Genomic DNA, 15,831 nt, shown 5'->3' with positions numbered 1-15,831 from the left:
CGATCGGTGAACCCCTCAGTCGCCGACGGCCCGGCAGCACCCCGCGTCCACCGCCCGGGCACCTCCGGTGCTCCGCCCGGACCGGCGGAACTGTTACAGCGCCGTTGACTATGCGATCGATACATGTAACTGTTCCGATCACCGGAATCGACGCCGGGGCTCCCCACCCCCGGGAGCCCACGGGTCGGGCCACCCCGAAGGCACCCCCGCCGACCCCACGAGGAGTCACCATGAGACGGAGAACGCCGGCCGCCGGCCTCGCGCTCGCCCTCTTCGCCGCCATGACGGCGACCCTGGCCGTCCCGGCCGCCGCCACCGCCCGCCCGGCCACCGCCACCCCCACCCTGGTCGCCGCCGCCCCGGACATCTCGGTGACCAACGTCCAGGCGCACCTGACCCAGCTCAACACGATCGCCACCAACAACGGCGGCACCCGGCGGGCCGGCTCCGCCGGCTACACCGCCTCGGTGAGCTATGTGAAGGGCAAGCTCCAGGCGGCCGGCTACACCGTCACCGAGCAGACCTGCACCAGCTGCACCTACCCGGGCAGCAACCTGATCGCCGAGTGGCCGCAGGGCCCCGCCGACCAGGTGGTCATGTTCGGCGCCCACCTCGACAGCGTCTCCGCCGGCCCCGGCATCAACGACAACGGCTCAGGCTCGGCCACCCTGCTGGAGAACGCGCTGGTGCTGGCCAGCCAGAACCCGACCATGACCAAGCGGGTCCGGTTCGCCTGGTGGAACGGCGAGGAGCAGGGCCTGCAGGGCTCGAACTTCTATGTCAACTCGCTCAGTGCCACCCAGAAGAGCTACATCAAGGGCTACTACAACTTCGACATGGTGGCCTCGCCCAACGGCGGCTACTTCATCAACCGGATCACCTCCGCCACCGCCGCGCCGCTGAAGGCGTACTGGGACAGCTTCGGCATCCAGCCGGAGGAGAACGTCGAGGGGCAGGGCCGCTCCGACGACTACTCGTTCGCCAACGCCGGCATCCAGACCTCCGGCTACGCCGCGGGCGCCAGCGCCACCAAGACCTCCGCGCAGGCCAGCAAGTGGGGCGGCACCGCCGGTGCGGCGTACGACTCCTGCTACCACCGCTCCTGCGACACCGCCAGCAACATCAACGCGACCATCCTCAACCGCAGCGCCGACGGCGTCGCGTACGCGATCTGGCAGCTCGCGGTCGGCGGCACCGCGACCAACGACTTCTCCGTGGCGGTGAGCCCCACCTCCGGCAGCGTGGCCCGGGGCGGCTCCACGACCGCGACCGTCAGCACCACGACCACCAGCGGCACCGCCCAGACGGTCAGCCTCTCCGCCTCCGGCGCGCCGAGCGGGGTCACGGTGTCGTTCAGCCCGTCCTCGGTGACCTCAGGCGGCTCCGCCACCATGACGGTCAGCGCCTCGTCGACCGCCACCACCGGCACCTTCACCCTCACCGTCACGGGCACCGGCGCGGTCACCCACACCGCCACCTACAGCCTCACCGTGACCGGCACCGGCGGCTGCGCGGGCGGCCAGCTCATCGGCAACAGCGGCTTCGAGTCGGGCAGCACGCCGTGGACCGCCAGCTCGGGCGTGATCACCAGCGACACCGGCCAGGCCGCGCACGGCGGGTCGTACAAGGCGTGGCTGGACGGGTACGGCAGCAGCCACACCGACACGCTGTCGCAGTCGGTGAGCATCCCGGCCGGGTGTGCCAGCTACACCCTGGCGTTCTGGCTGCACATCGACACGGCCGAGAGCGGCACCACCGCGTACGACAAGCTGACCGTCCAGGTCGGCACGACCACCCTGGCGACGTACTCGAACGTCAACGCCGTCACCGGCTACACCCAGCGCACCTTCAACCTGGCCGCGTACGCCGGTCAGACGGTGACGCTGAAGTTCACCGGCGTCGAGGATGCCTCGCTGCAGACCAGCTTCGTCGTCGACGACGTGACGCTGCAGGCCAGCTGAGGATCGGGGCGGGGTGGGCCGGTCGGCCCGCCCCGCTCACTGGATCGGCAGGGCCTTGCTCCCGCCGCCCCGCAACGAGCGGGTCACGGTCCGGTCGTCCAGCCAGAGGAAGCACTGCACCCCGTGGTTGCCGTTGTTCCACTCCTCCTCGAAGGGGTGGTACATGATCGTGCCGGCCCGGTACTGCATGTCGCTGTTGTCGGGGACCTTCACGTACTTCGCGATCAGCGACCGGCACGCCCGGTGGGCGCGCACCGTGCTCTTGACGAAGGTGGCGTAGCTGACGTCCGGCGCCTGCCAGATGCCGACGAACTCGGCGTGGTGCTTGGCGGTGCAGGCGACCGAGGGCATCTCGTCGATGTCGTCCTTGACCAGCTTCGGGTTGAAGCAGCCGTACGCCAGCGGAGAACCGGCGGCCAGCGCGTTGCGCAGGCCGGCCTCGCGGGTGATGACGCCGAAGTCGTCCAGGCTGACGGTCTCGGAGACGTCGCACCGGAACCAGCGGGCTCCCCCCGACCAGCCCTGGGTCGACGGGAAGATGACGGTGACGTGCAGGCGCCCGGTGCGCCAGTCCGCCCCGACCGCCCGGCTGACCTGCCGGTCGCACTCGGCCGAGGCCGTCCGCATCCCGGTGGAGCCGGGGCGCGGGGGAGTGCCGCGGTTGGCGTCGGTGCCGGTCAGCGTGCCGACGTGCAGCGTCTCCGACCGGTGCGGCTCGGTGCAGCCGACCGGGTTGTAGCCGGTCAGGTAGCCGGTCTCCGGAATGATGGTGTGGCAGGTGTTGTTCGCCGGCACGAAGCCCTTCGCCGGGCCGAAGGCCGGCCAGTCGTCGGCGACGTCCCGGTCCACCCCGGCCGGCGTGCCGCAGCCGGCGAGCGCCAGCGTCGCCGTCACCCCCATGACGACCGCCGACCACCAGCGCCGCATTGCTCGACCTCCCCGTCGCGCGGCGCATCGACCGGCTCCGACCGCCGGGGTACGCCACGGCGGTGCAGCATACGCCACGGGCGTTCAGATCGCGGGGAGTCCCTTGGGCCCGACGCCGCGCATCGAGCGGGTCAGCCGCCGGTCGTCGCTCCACAGGAAACAGCGCACCCCCCGGTCGCCCTCCTCCCACTCCCGCTGCGACGGCGGATAGAAGATGGACCCGGCCCGGTACGGCAGGTCGCTGTTGTTCGGCACGTCGGCGAAGGCGGCGATCAGCCCCATGCAGCGCCGGTGCACCTGCTGGCTGGAGCGGGTGAAGACCGCCCAGCTCATGTCGCGTTCGACGTAGACGCCGACGAACTCGGCCCGGTGCGGCTCGGTGCAGAGCACCGGGGCCATGTAGTTGAGGTTGTTGCCGATCAGCTTCGGGTCGAAGCAGCGGTGCACCAGGGGGTTGTCGCTGACCAGCGCGCCGCGCAGGCTGCCCACCCGGTTCACCGGGCGGGTGTTGTCGATGCTGTCGGTCTCGCTGAGGTCGCAGCGGTACCAGCGGGCGCCGCTGAGCCAGGCGGTCACCGACGGCAGCGCGATGTTGAGGGTGAGCCGGGCCGCGTGCCAGTCGCCGCCGATCGCCTCGCGGGCCCGCTGGTCGCACTCGGCCCGCGCGGTCCGCAGCGCCGGGGAGCCCGGTTCGGGGCGGGTGCCGCCGGCGGTGGCGCCGGTGAAGGTGCCGACGTGCACGGCCTCGGCGAGGTGGCTGCGCGCGCACTCCACCGTCTCGTACGTGCCGGCCTGCACGACGGCGGTGATCCGGGGCAGGCAGGCGTCCGTGGCGGGCACGAAGAGCCGGGGCGCGGGCAGCGCGGGCCAGTCGTCGATCAGGTCACCGTCGGCCCGGTGCGGCTGGACGCAACCGCCCAGCGCCACCGTCGCCGTGCCGGCCAGCGCCAGCGCCAGGAGCCACCGTCGCATCGTCCGCCCTTCCCGGGAGATGACAGCCGTCCCGCCGTGGGCCCGGTGCGGCGTCTTCCCGCCCCCGGACGTGCGGCATACGAGACCGTCCCTGTTGGAGTGTCGTCGTGTTTCGGTCGTTCGGCCAGTCACGGCTGGCTATTCGTTCCGGATTTCCGGCCCGGAGGGTCCGATTCTGCACCACCGGTCACGGCTGGGTCACAGCGAGTCTCGGTCGGTGCCGCGCTGCGGGCGGCGGGTGGCCGCGTTCGTACACTGGCCCCGTGACCGTACCGCCGTCGATCGTCGCCCCCAGCATCCTGGCCGCCGATTTCGCCCGTCTCGCCGAAGAGGTCCGCGCCGTCGAGGGTGCCGCCGACTGGCTGCACGTGGACGTGATGGACAACCACTTCGTGCCGAACCTGACCATCGGCCTGCCCGTGGTGCAGAGCCTGCGCGCGGTGACCGAGATCCCCTTCGACGTCCACCTGATGATCGAGGACCCGCGCCGCTGGGCGCCCGGCTACGCCGACGCCGGGGCGTACAACGTCACCTTCCACGCCGAGGCGTGCGACGACCCGGTGGCGCTGGCCAAGGACCTGCGCTCGGCCGGGGCGAAGGCGGGGCTGGCCATCGACCGGGACACCCCGATCGAGCCGTACCTGGAGCTGCTGCCCAGCTTCGACACCCTGCTGATCATGACGATCAAGGCCGGCTTCGGCGGGCAGCGGTTCATCCCGCACCTGCTGGACAAGGTGCGCGCGGCCCGCCGCCACGTGGCCGCCGGCCACCTGGAGCTGCGTATCGAGGTCGACGGCGGGATCGCCGCCGACACCATCGAGCAGGCCGCCGAGGCCGGCGCCGACGCGTTCGTCGCCGGCACCGCGGTCTACGGCGCGGACGATCCGGCCGAGGCGGTACGCCGCCTGCGGGCCCTGGCGGAGCGCGCGTCCACCGGGGCCTGAGGTGGAGCCGGCCGGCGAGCGACCCGACGTCATCCTGGTCGTCGACGACGACGAGGACATCGCCCGTTTCGTCGAGTTCAACCTCCGGCTGCACGGCTTCGAGGTGATCCACGCCAGCGACGGCCAGGAGGCGCTCGAGGTGATCGAGCGGCAGCGGCCCGACCTGGCCGTGGTGGACCTGATGATGCCGCGCATCGACGGCCTGGAGCTGACCCGCCGGCTGCGCGCCGACCCGATGACCTCCGCCCTGCCGGTGATCATGCTGACCGCCAAGGGGATGACCGTCGACAAGGTGCACGGCCTCAGCGCCGGCGCCGACGACTACCTGGTCAAACCCTTCGACACCGCCGAGCTGGTGGCCCGGGTCAGCTCCACCCTGCGCCGCAACAAGGAGTTCCGGGAGGTCTCCCCGCTGACCGGGCTGCCCGGCAACAGCCGGATCCGGCGGGAGATCAGCGACCGGGTCCGCAGCGGCGTCGACTACGCCGTCGGCTACATCGACATCGACCGCTTCAAGAGCGTCAACGACCGGTACGGGTTCGTCCGCGGCGACGAGTTCATCTCCGCGCTGGCCCGCAGCCTGCACCGGGCGGTGGTCTCGATCGGCCTGCCGCCGGCCTTCCTCGGTCACGTCGGCGGCGACGACTTCGTCATCGTCTGCACGCCCAGCCAGGTCCGCCCACTCACCAGCCGGGCCGTGGTCGACTTCGAGAAGGCCGCCGACGCGCTCTACGACCCCACCGACGCCGCGCGCGGGTTCGTCGAGCTGAAGGACCGCCGGGGCAACATCCGGCGGGCCGCCCTGGTCACCCTCTCCATCGGCGTCTCGCTCTCCGACGCCAGCAAGCGGTTCACCGACCCGCTGGAGGCGATCGCGGTCGCCTCCGAGATGAAAACGGTCGCCAAGAGCCAACCCGGGTCGTACGTGGCGGTCGACCGCCGCCGCGGTGTTACGTGATCGTGCGCTCCTGCTGTGAGGTAGCTCCCCTCTGTGGCGCGGCCCCCCGCCCGGCGTGTAAGACTTCCCGTGTACCCACCACGCGCTGGCGGGGCTCGGTGAAATTCCGAACCGGCGGTGATCCACGGTCCGACCGTGGTAAGCCCGCGACCCGGACGGCTCTGCCGCCCGGTGGACCTGGTGAGAATCCGGGGCCGACGGTTGGGAGCGGTTCGTCCGCTTCCAGAAAGTCCGGATGGGAGACAGCGCGCGGGACGGGGAGGCCCCCTGCCGGCCGCTGACACCCTCAGCTGCCGCGTGGGCTCCCCGGGGTCGGCTCCGCCGTCCCCGGATCTCCGCCGCCGCCCGCCTGCGGCGTCCCGCCGTCACTCCCCGCCCGCGCGTGGACCGGCGAGCGAGAGGGCAGGGGCAGGCGATGGCGAGCGTCTCCGTGGACGAGGCGATGCGTCGCGCGATCGCGCTGGCCGCCCGCGGGCTCGGCACCACCAGCCCCAACCCGGTCGTCGGCTGCGTCCTGCTCGACGCCGACGGTGAGGTCGTCGGCGAGGGTTTCCACGCGTACGCGGGCGGACCGCACGCCGAGATCGTCGCGCTCGCCCAGGCCGGCCGGCGGGCCCGTGGCGGCACCGCCGTGGTCACCCTGGAACCCTGCGACCACACCGGCCGCACCGGCCCCTGCAGCCACGCGCTGATCGCCGCCGGGATCGCCCGGGCGGTCGTCGCCGTGCCCGACCCCAACCCCGTCGCCTCCGGGGGCGCGGCCACGCTGCGCGCCGCCGGGGTCCAGGTCGAGTTCGGGGTACGCGCGCCCGAGGCCGAGGCCGGCAACATCGCCTGGCTGACCTCGATGCGCCGCGGCTGGCCGTACGTGATCTGGAAGTACGCGGCCACCCTCGACGGGCGCTCCGCGGCGGCCGACGGCAGCAGCATGTGGATCACCTCCGAGGCCGCCCGGATCGACGTGCACGCCCTGCGCGGCACGGTCGACGCGGTCATCGCCGGGGTCGGCACCGTGCTCGCCGACGATCCCCGCCTGACCGCCCGCAACCTGCGCGACGGCACCCTGGCCATCCGGCAGCCGCTGCGGGTGGTGGTGGACAGCTCGGGGCGTACCCCCCTCGACGCCCGGGTCCGCGACGGCGCCGCCCGGACCTGGATCGCCACCACCGCGGAGGTCGGGGCGGGCCCGGACGGCCGGGTCGACCTGCCGGCGCTCCTGGCCGAGCTGCACCACCGCGGCGTGCGGGCCGCGCTGCTGGAGGGCGGCCCCCGGCTGGCCGGCGCGTTCCTCGCCGCCGGGCTGGTCGACAAGGTCGTCGGCTACGTCGCCCCGAAGCTGCTCGGCGCCGGCCCGACCGCGCTGCTGGACGCCGGCGTCGGCACCATCGCCGACGCCATCGACCTGGAACTCACCGACGTCACGCAGGTCGGCCCCGACCTGCGGATCACCGCGCTGCCCCGGAAGAGGGAGGCCTGACATGTTCACCGGCATCGTCGAGGAGTTGGGCGAGGTCGTCCGCGCCACCGAGACCGCGGCGGACTCCGCGCTGGTCGCCATCCGTGGCCCGCTGGTCACCTCCGACGCCCGGCACGGCGACTCCATCGCGGTCAACGGGGTCTGCCTGACCGTGGTGGACGTCGACGGCGGGGTCTTCACCGCCGACGTGATGGGGGAGACGCTGCGCCGCTCCGCGCTCGGCGGGCTGCGCCCCGGCGACCCGGTCAACCTGGAACGGGCCGCCGCGCTCGGCAGCCGGCTCGGCGGGCACCTGGTGCAGGGGCACGTCGACGGGGTCGGCGAGCTGCTCTCCCGGGAGCCGGCCGCGCAGTGGGAGACCGTCCGCTTCCGGCTCCCCGCCGGGCTCGCCCGCTATGTGGTGGAGAAGGGCTCGATCACCATCGACGGCGTCTCGCTGACCGTCGCCGAGGTCGGGGACGACTGGTTCACCGTCGGGCTGATCCCGACCACGCTCACGCTGACCACGCTCGGCGCGAAGCGCCCCGGCGACCCGGTCAACCTGGAGGTCGACGTGCTGGCCAAGTACGTCGAGCGGCTGCTCGGCGACCGGTCGGCGGGGGGTGTCCGCTGATGGGCCCGCTCGGTTGGCTGCTCGACGCCCAGGTCCAGGTGGCCGGCTCGCCGGTGCTGGTCCGGGAGATCGTCGGCAACGTCTTCGGGCTGGCCTCGGCGCTGCTCGGGCTGCGCCGGCTGGTGTGGGCCTGGCCGGTCGGCATGATCGGCAACGCGCTGCTGTTCACCGTCTTCCTCGGCGGCGTCTTCGCCACCCCGCAGGCGCACGACCTCTACGGCCAGGCCGGCCGGCAGGTCTTCTTCTTCGCCGTCAGCGTCTACGGCTGGTGGCGCTGGTCGCGCAACCGCCGCTCGGCCGGCGGGGAGCAGCCCGCGGTGCTGCCGCGCTGGGCCACCGGCCGGGAACGCCTCGTCCTGCTCGCGGCGGCGGCCGTCGGCACCGCGGCGGCCTACCCGGTGCTGGCCGCGCTCGGCTCCTGGGGCCCGCTGCCGGACGCCTGGATCCTGGTCGGCAGCCTGCTCGCCACCTACGGCATGGCCCGGGGCTGGGTCGAGTTCTGGCTGGTCTGGATCGCCGTCGACGCGGTCGGCGTGCCGCTGCTGCTGGACGGCGGCTTCTATCCGTCGGCCGCCATGTACCTGGTCTACGGCGCCTTCTGCGCCTGGGGCTTCGCCGCCTGGTGGCGGACCTCCCGGGCGACCCCGCCGAACCGCACCCCGATTCCGCCGACGTACTCGGAGGCAGTGGCATGAGTGAGCGAAGCGAACGAATCGTCAGGCGCAGTCACCTGGTGCCTCAGGGCGGCACGGAGCGAAGCGGAGTGCCGGTATGAGCAGCTTCGGCAGTATCGCGCAGGCGGTGGCGGACATCGCCGCCGGCCGGCCCGTCGTCGTGGTCGACGACGAGGACCGGGAGAACGAGGGCGACCTGATCTTCGCGGCCGAGCTGGCCACCCCGGAGCTGGTCGCGTTCATGGTCCGCTACACCTCCGGCTACATCTGCGTGCCGCTCACCGAGAGCGAGTGCGACCGGCTGGACCTGCCGCCGATGCACCACACCAACCAGGACCGGCGCGGCACCGCCTACACGGTGACCGTGGACGCCCGGGAGGGGGTCAGCACCGGCATCTCCGCCGCCGACCGCTCGCACACCATCCGGCTGCTCGCCGACGCCGGCACCGACCCCACCGACCTGGCCCGACCCGGGCACGTGGTGCCGCTGCGCGCCCGCGAGGGCGGGGTGCTGCGCCGCCCCGGGCACACCGAGGCGGCCGTCGACCTGACCCGGCTGGCCGGGCTGCGCCCGGCGGGCGTGCTCTGCGAGCTGGTCAACGACGACGGCACCATGATGCGCCTGCCGGACCTGGAGAAGTTCTGCGCCGAGCACGGGCTGACCCTGGTCACCATCGCCGATCTGATCGCGCACCGGCGGCGTACCGAGAAGCAGGTCGAGCAGGTCGCCGACGCGCGGATGCCCACCCCGTACGGGGTGTTCCGGGCGCTCGGCTACCGCAGCGAGCACGACTCCGCCGAGCACGTCGCGCTGGTCATGGGCGACCTCGGCGACGGGCGGGACGTGCTGGTCCGGGTGCACTCCGAGTGCCTCACCGGGGACGTCTTCGGTTCGCTGCGCTGCGACTGCGGGCCGCAGTTGCAGGCCGCCCTGGCCCGGGTGGCGCAGGAGGGGCGCGGAGTGGTGCTCTATGTGCGCGGCCACGAGGGGCGGGGCATCGGCCTGCTGCACAAGCTCCGGGCGTACCAGCTTCAGGACTCCGGCCGGGACACCGTGGACGCCAACCTCGACCTGGGGCTGCCCGCCGACGCCCGGGACTACGGCACCGGCGCGCAGATCCTCTACGACCTCGGGGTGCGCTCGATGCGGCTGATCACCAACAACCCGGCCAAGCGGGCCGGGCTGGAGGGGTACGGCCTGACCGTGAGCGGCCGCGAGGGCCTGTCCATCCGGTCGAACCCGGAGAACGTGCGCTACCTGCGCACCAAGCGGGACCGGATGGGGCACCTGCTGGACGAGTTGGACGAGCTGGACGAGCAGACCGAGGCGCCGATGGGCCGCCCGGTCGCCGGCGACGAGATCGGAGCGTAGACGTGGCGGGTTTCGGCGAACCGGGTGTGCACACCGTCGACGCGGCGGGGCTGACCGTCGGCGTGGTGGCCGCCCGCTGGCACGGTGACCTCACCGACCACATGGTCGACCGGGCGGTCGAGGCGGCGCGGGCGTGCGGCGCGCGGGCCGTGGTGGCCCGGGTGGCCGGCTCGGTCGAGCTGCCCGTGGTGGCCCAGGCGATGGCCCGCCGGTACGACGTGGTGGTCGCCCTCGGCGTGGTGGTCCGCGGCGCGACCGCCCACTTCGACTTCGTGTGCCGCTCGGTGACCGACGGACTGACCCGGGTCGCGCTGGACGAGGGGAAGCCGGTCGCGCACGGGGTGCTCACCGTGGAGACCATCGAGCAGGCCCGGGACCGGGCCGGGCTGCCCGGCTCCGCCGAGGACAAGGGCTGGGCGGCCACCGTGGCCGCCCTGGACGCCGCGCTGGCGATCCGTGGCCTCTCCGCGAGCGCCCAGCGGGTCGGCTTCGGCGGCTGATCCGGCCCGCTGCGGGGCCCGGCCCGTCGTTCCTGGTCGGCCCGGGTCTCCGCGCGCCCACGATGTGGCCGGTGTCGCGCCGCACCGTACCCGGCGCGTGTGGTGGCCGGGGGCGGCTGGAAGAATCACGGCGTGAAGACGTTCGAGGAGTTGTTCGCCGAGCTGCAGGCCAAGGCCGCCGCCGGCACCCCGGGCTCCGGCACGGTCGCCGCGCTGGACAAGGGGGTGCACTTCATCGGCAAGAAGGTCGTCGAGGAGGCGGCCGAGTCGTGGATGGCCGCCGAGCACGAGGGCCCCGAGCGGGCCGCGGAGGAGATCTCCCAGCTGCTCTACCAGGCCCAGGTGCTGATGATCGCCACCGGTCTCGAACTCAAGGACGTCTACCGACATCTCTGAGTGCCTCCACCCGTTGATCAGAACCGATCGAAGGAGCACTCCGTCATGCTGCGTGTCGCCGTACCCAACAAGGGCGCCCTGGCCGAGAAGGCCGCCGAGATGCTGCGCGAGGCGGGCTACCGCCAGCGCACCGACCCGAAGGACCTGGTCTGCCGGGACGAGCCCAACGACATCGAATTCTTCTACCTGCGGCCGAAGGACATCGCCACCTACGTCGGCTCCGGTGACCTCGACGTCGGGATCACCGGCCGGGACCTGCTGATCGACTCGGGCGCGCCGGCCGAGGAGGTGGTGGACCTGGCCTTCGGGCGGGCCACCTTCCGCTTCGCCGCCCGCCCCGACGACGTCCACTCCGTGCAGGAGCTGGGCGGGCACCGGATCGCCACCGCGTACCCGGGGCTGGTGGAGCGCTACCTCGGCGAGCAGGGCGTCAAGGCCGACGTGATCCGCCTCGACGGCGCGGTGGAGAACGCCATCCGGCTGGGCGTGGCCGACGTGGTCGCGGACGTCGTGGAGACCGGTGCCACGCTGCGCCAGGCCGGCCTGGTGGTCTTCGGCGAGCCGCTGCTGCGCTCGTCCGCGGTGCTGGTCCGCCGGGCCGGCGCGCCGGCCTGCACCCAGGCCGAGCAGCTGCTGCGCCGGCTGCACGGGGTGCTGGTCGCCCGCCGGTACGTGATGCTCGCCTACGACGTGCCGGCCGGCCTGCTGGAGCGGGCCAGCTCGCTGACCCCGGGCATCGAGTCGCCGACCGTCTCCCCGCTGCACCGGGAGGGCTGGGTCGCGGTGCAGGCGATGGTGAAGCGCGACGACGTGCACCGGATCATGGACGAGCTCTACGAGCTGGGCGCCCGGGCCATCCTGGTCACCAACATCCACGCCTGCCGGCTGTGAGGCCACTGCCGCCGTCGGCCGCCCTCGCCCTGGTCGTGCTGGGCGGGGCGGCCTCGGCGGCGCAGGGCGTGGTCAACGCCGGGCTGGGTGAGCGGGCCGGCAACCCGGTGCTCGGCGCGGTGGTCAACAACCTCGGTGGCAGCCTGCTGGTGGCGCTGGGGCTGCTCGCCGTCCCGTCGATGCGGGCCGGGCTGGCCGCGCTGCGCCGCTCCGGGCTGCCGTGGTGGTCATATCTCGGTGGGCTCGGCGGCGCGGCGATCGTGGTGATCGGCACGTACGTCGTACCCGTGCTCGGGGTCGCGGTCTTCACCATCGCCCAGGTGGCCGGCGGCAGCCTCGGCGGGTTGGCCGCCGACCGGGTCGGGCTGGCCCCGGTGGGGCGGCTGCCGCTCACCGTGCCCCGGGTGGCCGGGGCGCTGCTCGGCATCGCGGCGGTCACCCTGGCCCAGCTCGGCCGGCCGGTCGGGGAGCTGGCGGTCGGCGCGGTCCTCGTCGCGGTGGCCGGCGGCCTGGCGGTCGCCCTCCAGTCCGCGCTGAACGGGCGGGTCTCCGCCGCCGGCACCACCGCCGCGGGGATCGCGGTCAACTTCGCCGTCGGCACCCCGGTCATCCTGGCCGTCGCCGCGCTCGTCGGGGCGTTCGCGGCCCGCCCGAGCTGGCCCACCCAGTGGTGGTGGTACGGCGGTGGCCTGCTCGGCGTCGGCATCGTGCTCTCCCTGCTGGTCGGCGTCCGCGCGGTCGGTGTGCTCCGGACCGGCCTGGCGTTGGTCGCCGGGCAGCTGGCCGGTGCCCTGCTGCTGGACGTGCTGCTGCCCGGCGGGGCGGGCGTGCGGGTGCCGGTGCTGGCCGGCGCGGCGCTCACCGTGGTCGCGGTGCTGGTGGCCGGGGTGCGGCGGCGCGGCCCGATCCGTGTGGCGCCGGACCGCAGCCGGGAACCGGATGGCAGACTGGTCGGGTGAGCGAAGCACAGGTGACCGTGCGGCCGCGCCGGATCCGGCTGGTCTGCTGGGCGTCGGCGGCGGCCCTGCTGCTGGTGTTCAGCCTGGTGGCGACGTCGCTGACCGGTCGTACCGGGGACGGCTACGGCACCTTCCAGCGCGGCGACCAGCTCGCCATGGTCGGCCTGGGGGTCCTCGGCGCGCTCGGCATCCTGCTCTTCACCCGGCCCCGGGTGGTGGCCGACGCGAAGGGCGTCCGGGTGCGCAACGTGCTCGGCTCGTACGAGCTGCCGTGGGAGGTCGTCCGCGGGGTGCGGTTCGACCGGGGCGCCCCGTGGGCGAGCCTGGAGCTGCACGACGACGACCTGCTGCCGATGGTCGCCCTCCAGGCGGCCGACAAGGAACTCGCCGTGGCGGGTGTCCGCGCGCTGCGCCGGCTGCACCAGGCCCACCTGGCCGCCCTCGCCGGCGACGCCGCCCCCCGCTGAGCCGGGCCACACCGCCGACCGTTGAGCCGGGCGACGCCGCCCGCGCCGGGTTCGGTGCGCCGGGCCGCCGCCCTGGTTTGGGGCCGGCCGGGCCGGGGGTGTAGTGTTGCCATGTCGACCAGACTGCCCCCGTTCCGACGTGCGGGCGGTCTTGAAGCGGAGCGCCTGCTCCCACCCGAGTCGCCCCTGACGGTGGCCGGGTCCGGTCCCCGGTTCCGGGCACATCCCGGTCCCGGATGCGCGATCCTGTGATCGTGCCGACCGGTCGAGCGGGCCCTGGCATGCGCCGGGGCCTTCTGCTTTCCGGGTTGGCTCCCGCCCGGGAGTCCGCGGAGTCGGCACCGCAGGAGACTCGACTCGAGGAGGCCACATCAGCGTCGAACCACGCGTGAACGAACAGATCCGGGCACGTGAGGTCCGACTGGTCGGCCCTGAGGGTGAGCAGGTGGGCATCGTCCCGCTGGAGCGCGCCCTGCAGCTGGCCGCGGACGTCGACCTGGACCTGGTCGAGGTTGCGCCGATGGCGCGCCCGCCGGTGTGCAAGCTCATGGACTTCGGCAAGTTCAAGTACGAGAGCGCACTCAAGGCGCGCGAAGCGCGGCGTAACCAGCAGCAGACCGTCATCAAGGAGATGAAGCTCCGCCCGAAGATCGACCCGCACGACTACGAGACCAAGAAGGGTCACGTGGTGCGGTTCCTCAAGGCGGGCGACAAGGTCAAGGTGACGATCATGTTCCGCGGTCGCGAGCAGAGCCGCCCGGAGCTGGGTTACCGGCTCCTGCGTCGGCTCGAGTCTGAGATCACGGACCTGGGATACGTCGAGGCCGCTCCGAAGCAGGACGGTCGAAACATGATCATGGTGCTCGCTCCGCACCGGGCCGTGAAGGCCTCCGCGGTCGCCGCCACGGCGTCCCGTGGTGGACCTCGGGAACGGGCGGAGGAGACCGGTGCGCCGGAGGCCGGCGAGACTCCGGCAGCCGGTGAGACCGCAGCAGCCGGCGAGACCGGCCCGACCGCTGAGACCAGCGGCCAGTAACAGGGAGAAGACGTTCCACATGCCGAAGATGAAGAGCCACACGGGTATGGGCAAGCGGGTCAAGGTGACCGGCAAGGGCAAGATCGTTGCCCAGCAGGCCGGCCTTCGCCACAACCTGGAGAAGAAGGCGTCCACCCAGACCCGGCGGCTGACCGGCACGGTCGAGCTGGCCAAGGTTGACGTCAAGCGAATCAAGAAGCTGCTCGGCCGCTGACGCGCGCCACCTGAACCGAAGAAGGAGTTGAGATGGCACGCGTCAAGCGGGCTGTTAACGCCCAGAAGAAGCGTCGTACCCTGCTCGAGACCGCCAGCGGTTACCGCGGTCAGCGCTCCCGGCTGTACCGCAAGGCCAAGGAGCAGGTGCTGCACTCGATGCAGTACGCCTACCGGGACCGTCGTGACCGCAAGGGCGACTTCCGGCAGCTCTGGATCCAGCGCATCAACGCTGGCGCCCGGGCCAACGGCATGACCTACAACCGGCTGATCCAGGGCCTGCGCCTGGCCGGCATCGAGGTCGACCGCAAGATCCTGGCCGACCTGGCCGTCAACGACGCCGCGGCCTTCGCCGCGATCGTCGAGCTGGCCCGCGCCGCCGTGGCGGCCGAGGGCACCGGTGGCGCCGCGGCCCAGGCCGCCTGATCCACCGACCGCAGCAGATCGAGGCGTCTCCCATGCAGTCACCATCGCGCGGGAGGCGCCTCGACGCTGTCTCCGGCCCGTTCACCCCGCGTACCCCCAGGGTGGTCGCCGCCCGCCGGCTCCAGCGCCGCCGGGACCGCGAGGCCGCCGGCCGGTTCCTGGCCGAGGGCCCGCAGGCGGTCCGCGAGGCCCTGGCCCGCGCCGGGACCGTCACCGAACTCTTCGGTACGCCGGCCGCCCTCGACCGGTACGCCGACCTCGCGGCGCAGGCCGCCCACGCCGACGTACCCGTCTCCGAGGTGACCGGCGAGGGCCTCGCGGCGCTCGCCGAGACCGTCGCCCCGCAGGGCCTGGTCGCCGTCTGCCGGCACCTCGACGTGCCGCTGGCCGAGGCGCTGTCGCACGGGCCCCGGCTGGTCGCCGTGCTCGCCGAGATCCGCGACCCGGGCAACGCCGGCACCGTGCTGCGCACCGCCGACGCCGCCGGCGCGGGCGCGGTGGTCTTCGCCGGCGAGGCGGTCGACCCGTACAACGGCAAGTGCGTGCGGGCGTCGGCCGGCAGCCTCTTCCACGTCGACGTGGTCCGCGCCCCCGACCCGACGGACGTGGTCGCCGCGCTGCGCACCGCCGGGCTCACCGTGCTCGCCACGACCGGGTACGGCGACAGCGACCTGGACGACCTGATCGACTACGGCCGGCTCGCCGCTCCCACCGCCTGGCTCTTCGGCTCGGAGGCGCACGGGCTGCCCGAGGAGCTGACGGCCGCCGCCGACGCCCGGGTCCGGGTGCCGCTGCACGGGCGCGCCGAGAGCCTGAACCTGGCTGCGGCCGCCGCCGTCTGCCTGTACGCTTCAGCCAGAGCACTGCGCTGACTTCCGGTCGCGCGGTCCACAGCAGGGGAGTCGGCCACGTGATGAACGCGTCTCGGCGTTCGTTTACCCAGCCCGCCGGTGTCGGCGGGCGGCGGGCCTGACCCTTCCTCCTGCGCGTAACTCCCACCGGCGGGCAGCGGCGAAGCCGCGCGTCCGTAGACTCGCCTAGCCGC

18 protein-coding genes and 1 riboswitch are annotated in these 15,831 nt (G+C 73.3%); of the genes, 16 read left to right on the top strand and 2 right to left on the bottom strand.

What is annotated here, in order from left to right:
- Positions 1-230 precede the first annotated feature (230 nt).
- Complete coding sequence (locus ABUL08_RS12870) at positions 231-1,961, top strand: M28 family peptidase (protein WP_350937785.1); 1,731 nt, start codon at positions 231-233, stop codon at positions 1,959-1,961.
- A 36-nt stretch (positions 1,962-1,997) separates the two neighbouring features.
- Here the strand turns inward: ABUL08_RS12870 and ABUL08_RS12865 are convergent, their stop codons facing one another.
- Together ABUL08_RS12865 and ABUL08_RS12860 are read right to left on the bottom strand one after the other, a co-directional pair.
- Positions 1,998-2,888 carry a septum formation family protein gene (locus ABUL08_RS12865; protein WP_350937783.1) on the bottom strand — a complete coding sequence of 297 codons (891 nt, stop codon included), beginning with the start codon at positions 2,886-2,888 and terminating at the stop codon, positions 1,998-2,000.
- Between the two features lie 84 nt (positions 2,889-2,972).
- Complete coding sequence (locus ABUL08_RS12860) at positions 2,973-3,860, bottom strand: septum formation family protein (RefSeq protein ID WP_350937782.1); 888 nt, start codon at positions 3,858-3,860, stop codon at positions 2,973-2,975.
- A gap of 263 nt (positions 3,861-4,123) precedes the next feature.
- On the opposite strand from ABUL08_RS12860, the gene rpe reads away from it, so the two are divergent.
- The 15 genes from rpe to ABUL08_RS12785 all read left to right on the top strand — a co-directional run bounded on the left by rpe (position 4,124) and on the right by ABUL08_RS12785 (position 15,658).
- On the top strand, positions 4,124-4,804 hold the full coding sequence (gene rpe, locus ABUL08_RS12855; protein ID WP_350937780.1) for a ribulose-phosphate 3-epimerase: 681 nt from the start codon (positions 4,124-4,126) through the stop codon (positions 4,802-4,804).
- Position 4,805: 1 nt separating this feature from the next.
- The gene (locus ABUL08_RS12850) at positions 4,806-5,762 is read left to right on the top strand and encodes a GGDEF domain-containing response regulator (RefSeq protein WP_350937778.1); all 957 of its coding nucleotides are present in this window, start codon (positions 4,806-4,808) and stop codon (positions 5,760-5,762) included.
- A gap of 80 nt (positions 5,763-5,842) precedes the next feature.
- Positions 5,843-6,013: riboswitch (FMN riboswitch) on the top strand.
- A gap of 164 nt (positions 6,014-6,177) precedes the next feature.
- Entirely contained in the window at positions 6,178-7,239 is a 1,062-nt protein-coding gene (gene ribD, locus ABUL08_RS12845; RefSeq protein ID WP_350937777.1) for a bifunctional diaminohydroxyphosphoribosylaminopyrimidine deaminase/5-amino-6-(5-phosphoribosylamino)uracil reductase RibD, read from the top strand.
- Between the two features lies 1 nt (position 7,240).
- Positions 7,241-7,852 carry a riboflavin synthase gene (locus tag ABUL08_RS12840; RefSeq protein WP_350937775.1) on the top strand — a complete coding sequence of 204 codons (612 nt, stop codon included), beginning with the start codon at positions 7,241-7,243 and terminating at the stop codon, positions 7,850-7,852.
- Positions 7,852-8,547, top strand: a complete 696-nt coding sequence (gene pnuC, locus ABUL08_RS12835; protein ID WP_350937772.1) for a nicotinamide riboside transporter PnuC — start codon at positions 7,852-7,854, stop codon at positions 8,545-8,547. Before ABUL08_RS12840 ends, pnuC begins: the two co-directional genes overlap by 1 nt.
- A gap of 76 nt (positions 8,548-8,623) precedes the next feature.
- The gene (locus ABUL08_RS12830) at positions 8,624-9,898 is read left to right on the top strand and encodes a bifunctional 3,4-dihydroxy-2-butanone-4-phosphate synthase/GTP cyclohydrolase II (protein ID WP_350937770.1); all 1,275 of its coding nucleotides are present in this window, start codon (positions 8,624-8,626) and stop codon (positions 9,896-9,898) included.
- 2 nt (positions 9,899-9,900) lie between these two features.
- Positions 9,901-10,398, top strand: coding sequence for a 6,7-dimethyl-8-ribityllumazine synthase (ribH, locus tag ABUL08_RS12825; protein WP_350937769.1), 498 nt, complete (start codon positions 9,901-9,903; stop codon positions 10,396-10,398).
- 132 nt (positions 10,399-10,530) lie between these two features.
- Positions 10,531-10,794, top strand: a complete 264-nt coding sequence (locus ABUL08_RS12820; protein ID WP_350937767.1) for a phosphoribosyl-ATP diphosphatase — start codon at positions 10,531-10,533, stop codon at positions 10,792-10,794.
- Positions 10,795-10,839: 45 nt separating this feature from the next.
- Positions 10,840-11,685 (top strand): ATP phosphoribosyltransferase, encoded by an 846-nt coding sequence (gene hisG / locus ABUL08_RS12815; protein ID WP_350937765.1) that lies wholly within the window; start codon positions 10,840-10,842, stop codon positions 11,683-11,685.
- Positions 11,682-12,644 (top strand): DMT family transporter, encoded by a 963-nt coding sequence (locus ABUL08_RS12810; protein WP_350937764.1) that lies wholly within the window; start codon positions 11,682-11,684, stop codon positions 12,642-12,644. Before hisG ends, ABUL08_RS12810 begins: the two co-directional genes overlap by 4 nt.
- Positions 12,641-13,111 (top strand): PH domain-containing protein, encoded by a 471-nt coding sequence (locus ABUL08_RS12805; RefSeq protein ID WP_350937762.1) that lies wholly within the window; start codon positions 12,641-12,643, stop codon positions 13,109-13,111. The genes ABUL08_RS12810 and ABUL08_RS12805 overlap by 4 nt, the downstream gene beginning before the upstream one ends.
- Before the next feature lie 388 nt (positions 13,112-13,499).
- Complete coding sequence (gene infC / locus ABUL08_RS12800) at positions 13,500-14,147, top strand: translation initiation factor IF-3 (RefSeq protein WP_350937760.1); 648 nt, start codon at positions 13,500-13,502, stop codon at positions 14,145-14,147.
- Positions 14,148-14,166: 19 nt separating this feature from the next.
- Positions 14,167-14,361 (top strand): 50S ribosomal protein L35, encoded by a 195-nt coding sequence (rpmI, locus tag ABUL08_RS12795; RefSeq protein ID WP_350937758.1) that lies wholly within the window; start codon positions 14,167-14,169, stop codon positions 14,359-14,361.
- Between the two features lie 32 nt (positions 14,362-14,393).
- Positions 14,394-14,786, top strand: a complete 393-nt coding sequence (gene rplT / locus ABUL08_RS12790) for a 50S ribosomal protein L20 (RefSeq protein ID WP_030335718.1) — start codon at positions 14,394-14,396, stop codon at positions 14,784-14,786.
- A gap of 32 nt (positions 14,787-14,818) precedes the next feature.
- Entirely contained in the window at positions 14,819-15,658 is an 840-nt protein-coding gene (locus tag ABUL08_RS12785) for a TrmH family RNA methyltransferase (protein ID WP_350937755.1), read from the top strand.
- Positions 15,659-15,831 lie beyond the last annotated feature (173 nt).

It is taken from the genome of Micromonospora sp. CCTCC AA 2012012 (assembly GCF_040499845.1).
Lineage (GTDB): Bacteria > Actinomycetota > Actinomycetes > Mycobacteriales > Micromonosporaceae > Micromonospora > Micromonospora mangrovi.
Note: the sequence above shows the minus strand (reverse complement) of the source record. Positions and strands in the feature narration are given on the sequence as shown.

Bases quoted from the DNA above. Each gene is read 5' to 3' on its own strand.
- ABUL08_RS12840 (WP_350937775.1), top strand. From the start codon at position 7,241: ATGTTCACCGGCATCGTCGAGGAGTTGGGCGAGGTCGTCCGCGCCACC.
- ABUL08_RS12860 (WP_350937782.1), bottom strand. From the start codon at position 3,860: ATGCGACGGTGGCTCCTGGCGCTGGCGCTGGCCGGCACGGCGACGGTG.
- ABUL08_RS12785 (WP_350937755.1), top strand. From the start codon at position 14,819: ATGCAGTCACCATCGCGCGGGAGGCGCCTCGACGCTGTCTCCGGCCCG.
- hisG (WP_350937765.1), top strand. From the start codon at position 10,840: ATGCTGCGTGTCGCCGTACCCAACAAGGGCGCCCTGGCCGAGAAGGCC.
- ABUL08_RS12870 (WP_350937785.1), top strand. From the start codon at position 231: ATGAGACGGAGAACGCCGGCCGCCGGCCTCGCGCTCGCCCTCTTCGCC.
- ribD (WP_350937777.1), top strand. From the start codon at position 6,178: ATGGCGAGCGTCTCCGTGGACGAGGCGATGCGTCGCGCGATCGCGCTG.
- ABUL08_RS12865 (WP_350937783.1), bottom strand. From the start codon at position 2,888: ATGCGGCGCTGGTGGTCGGCGGTCGTCATGGGGGTGACGGCGACGCTG.
- rpmI (WP_350937758.1), top strand. From the start codon at position 14,167: ATGCCGAAGATGAAGAGCCACACGGGTATGGGCAAGCGGGTCAAGGTG.
- rplT (WP_030335718.1), top strand. From the start codon at position 14,394: ATGGCACGCGTCAAGCGGGCTGTTAACGCCCAGAAGAAGCGTCGTACC.
- pnuC (WP_350937772.1), top strand. From the start codon at position 7,852: ATGGGCCCGCTCGGTTGGCTGCTCGACGCCCAGGTCCAGGTGGCCGGC.
- ABUL08_RS12830 (WP_350937770.1), top strand. From the start codon at position 8,624: ATGAGCAGCTTCGGCAGTATCGCGCAGGCGGTGGCGGACATCGCCGCC.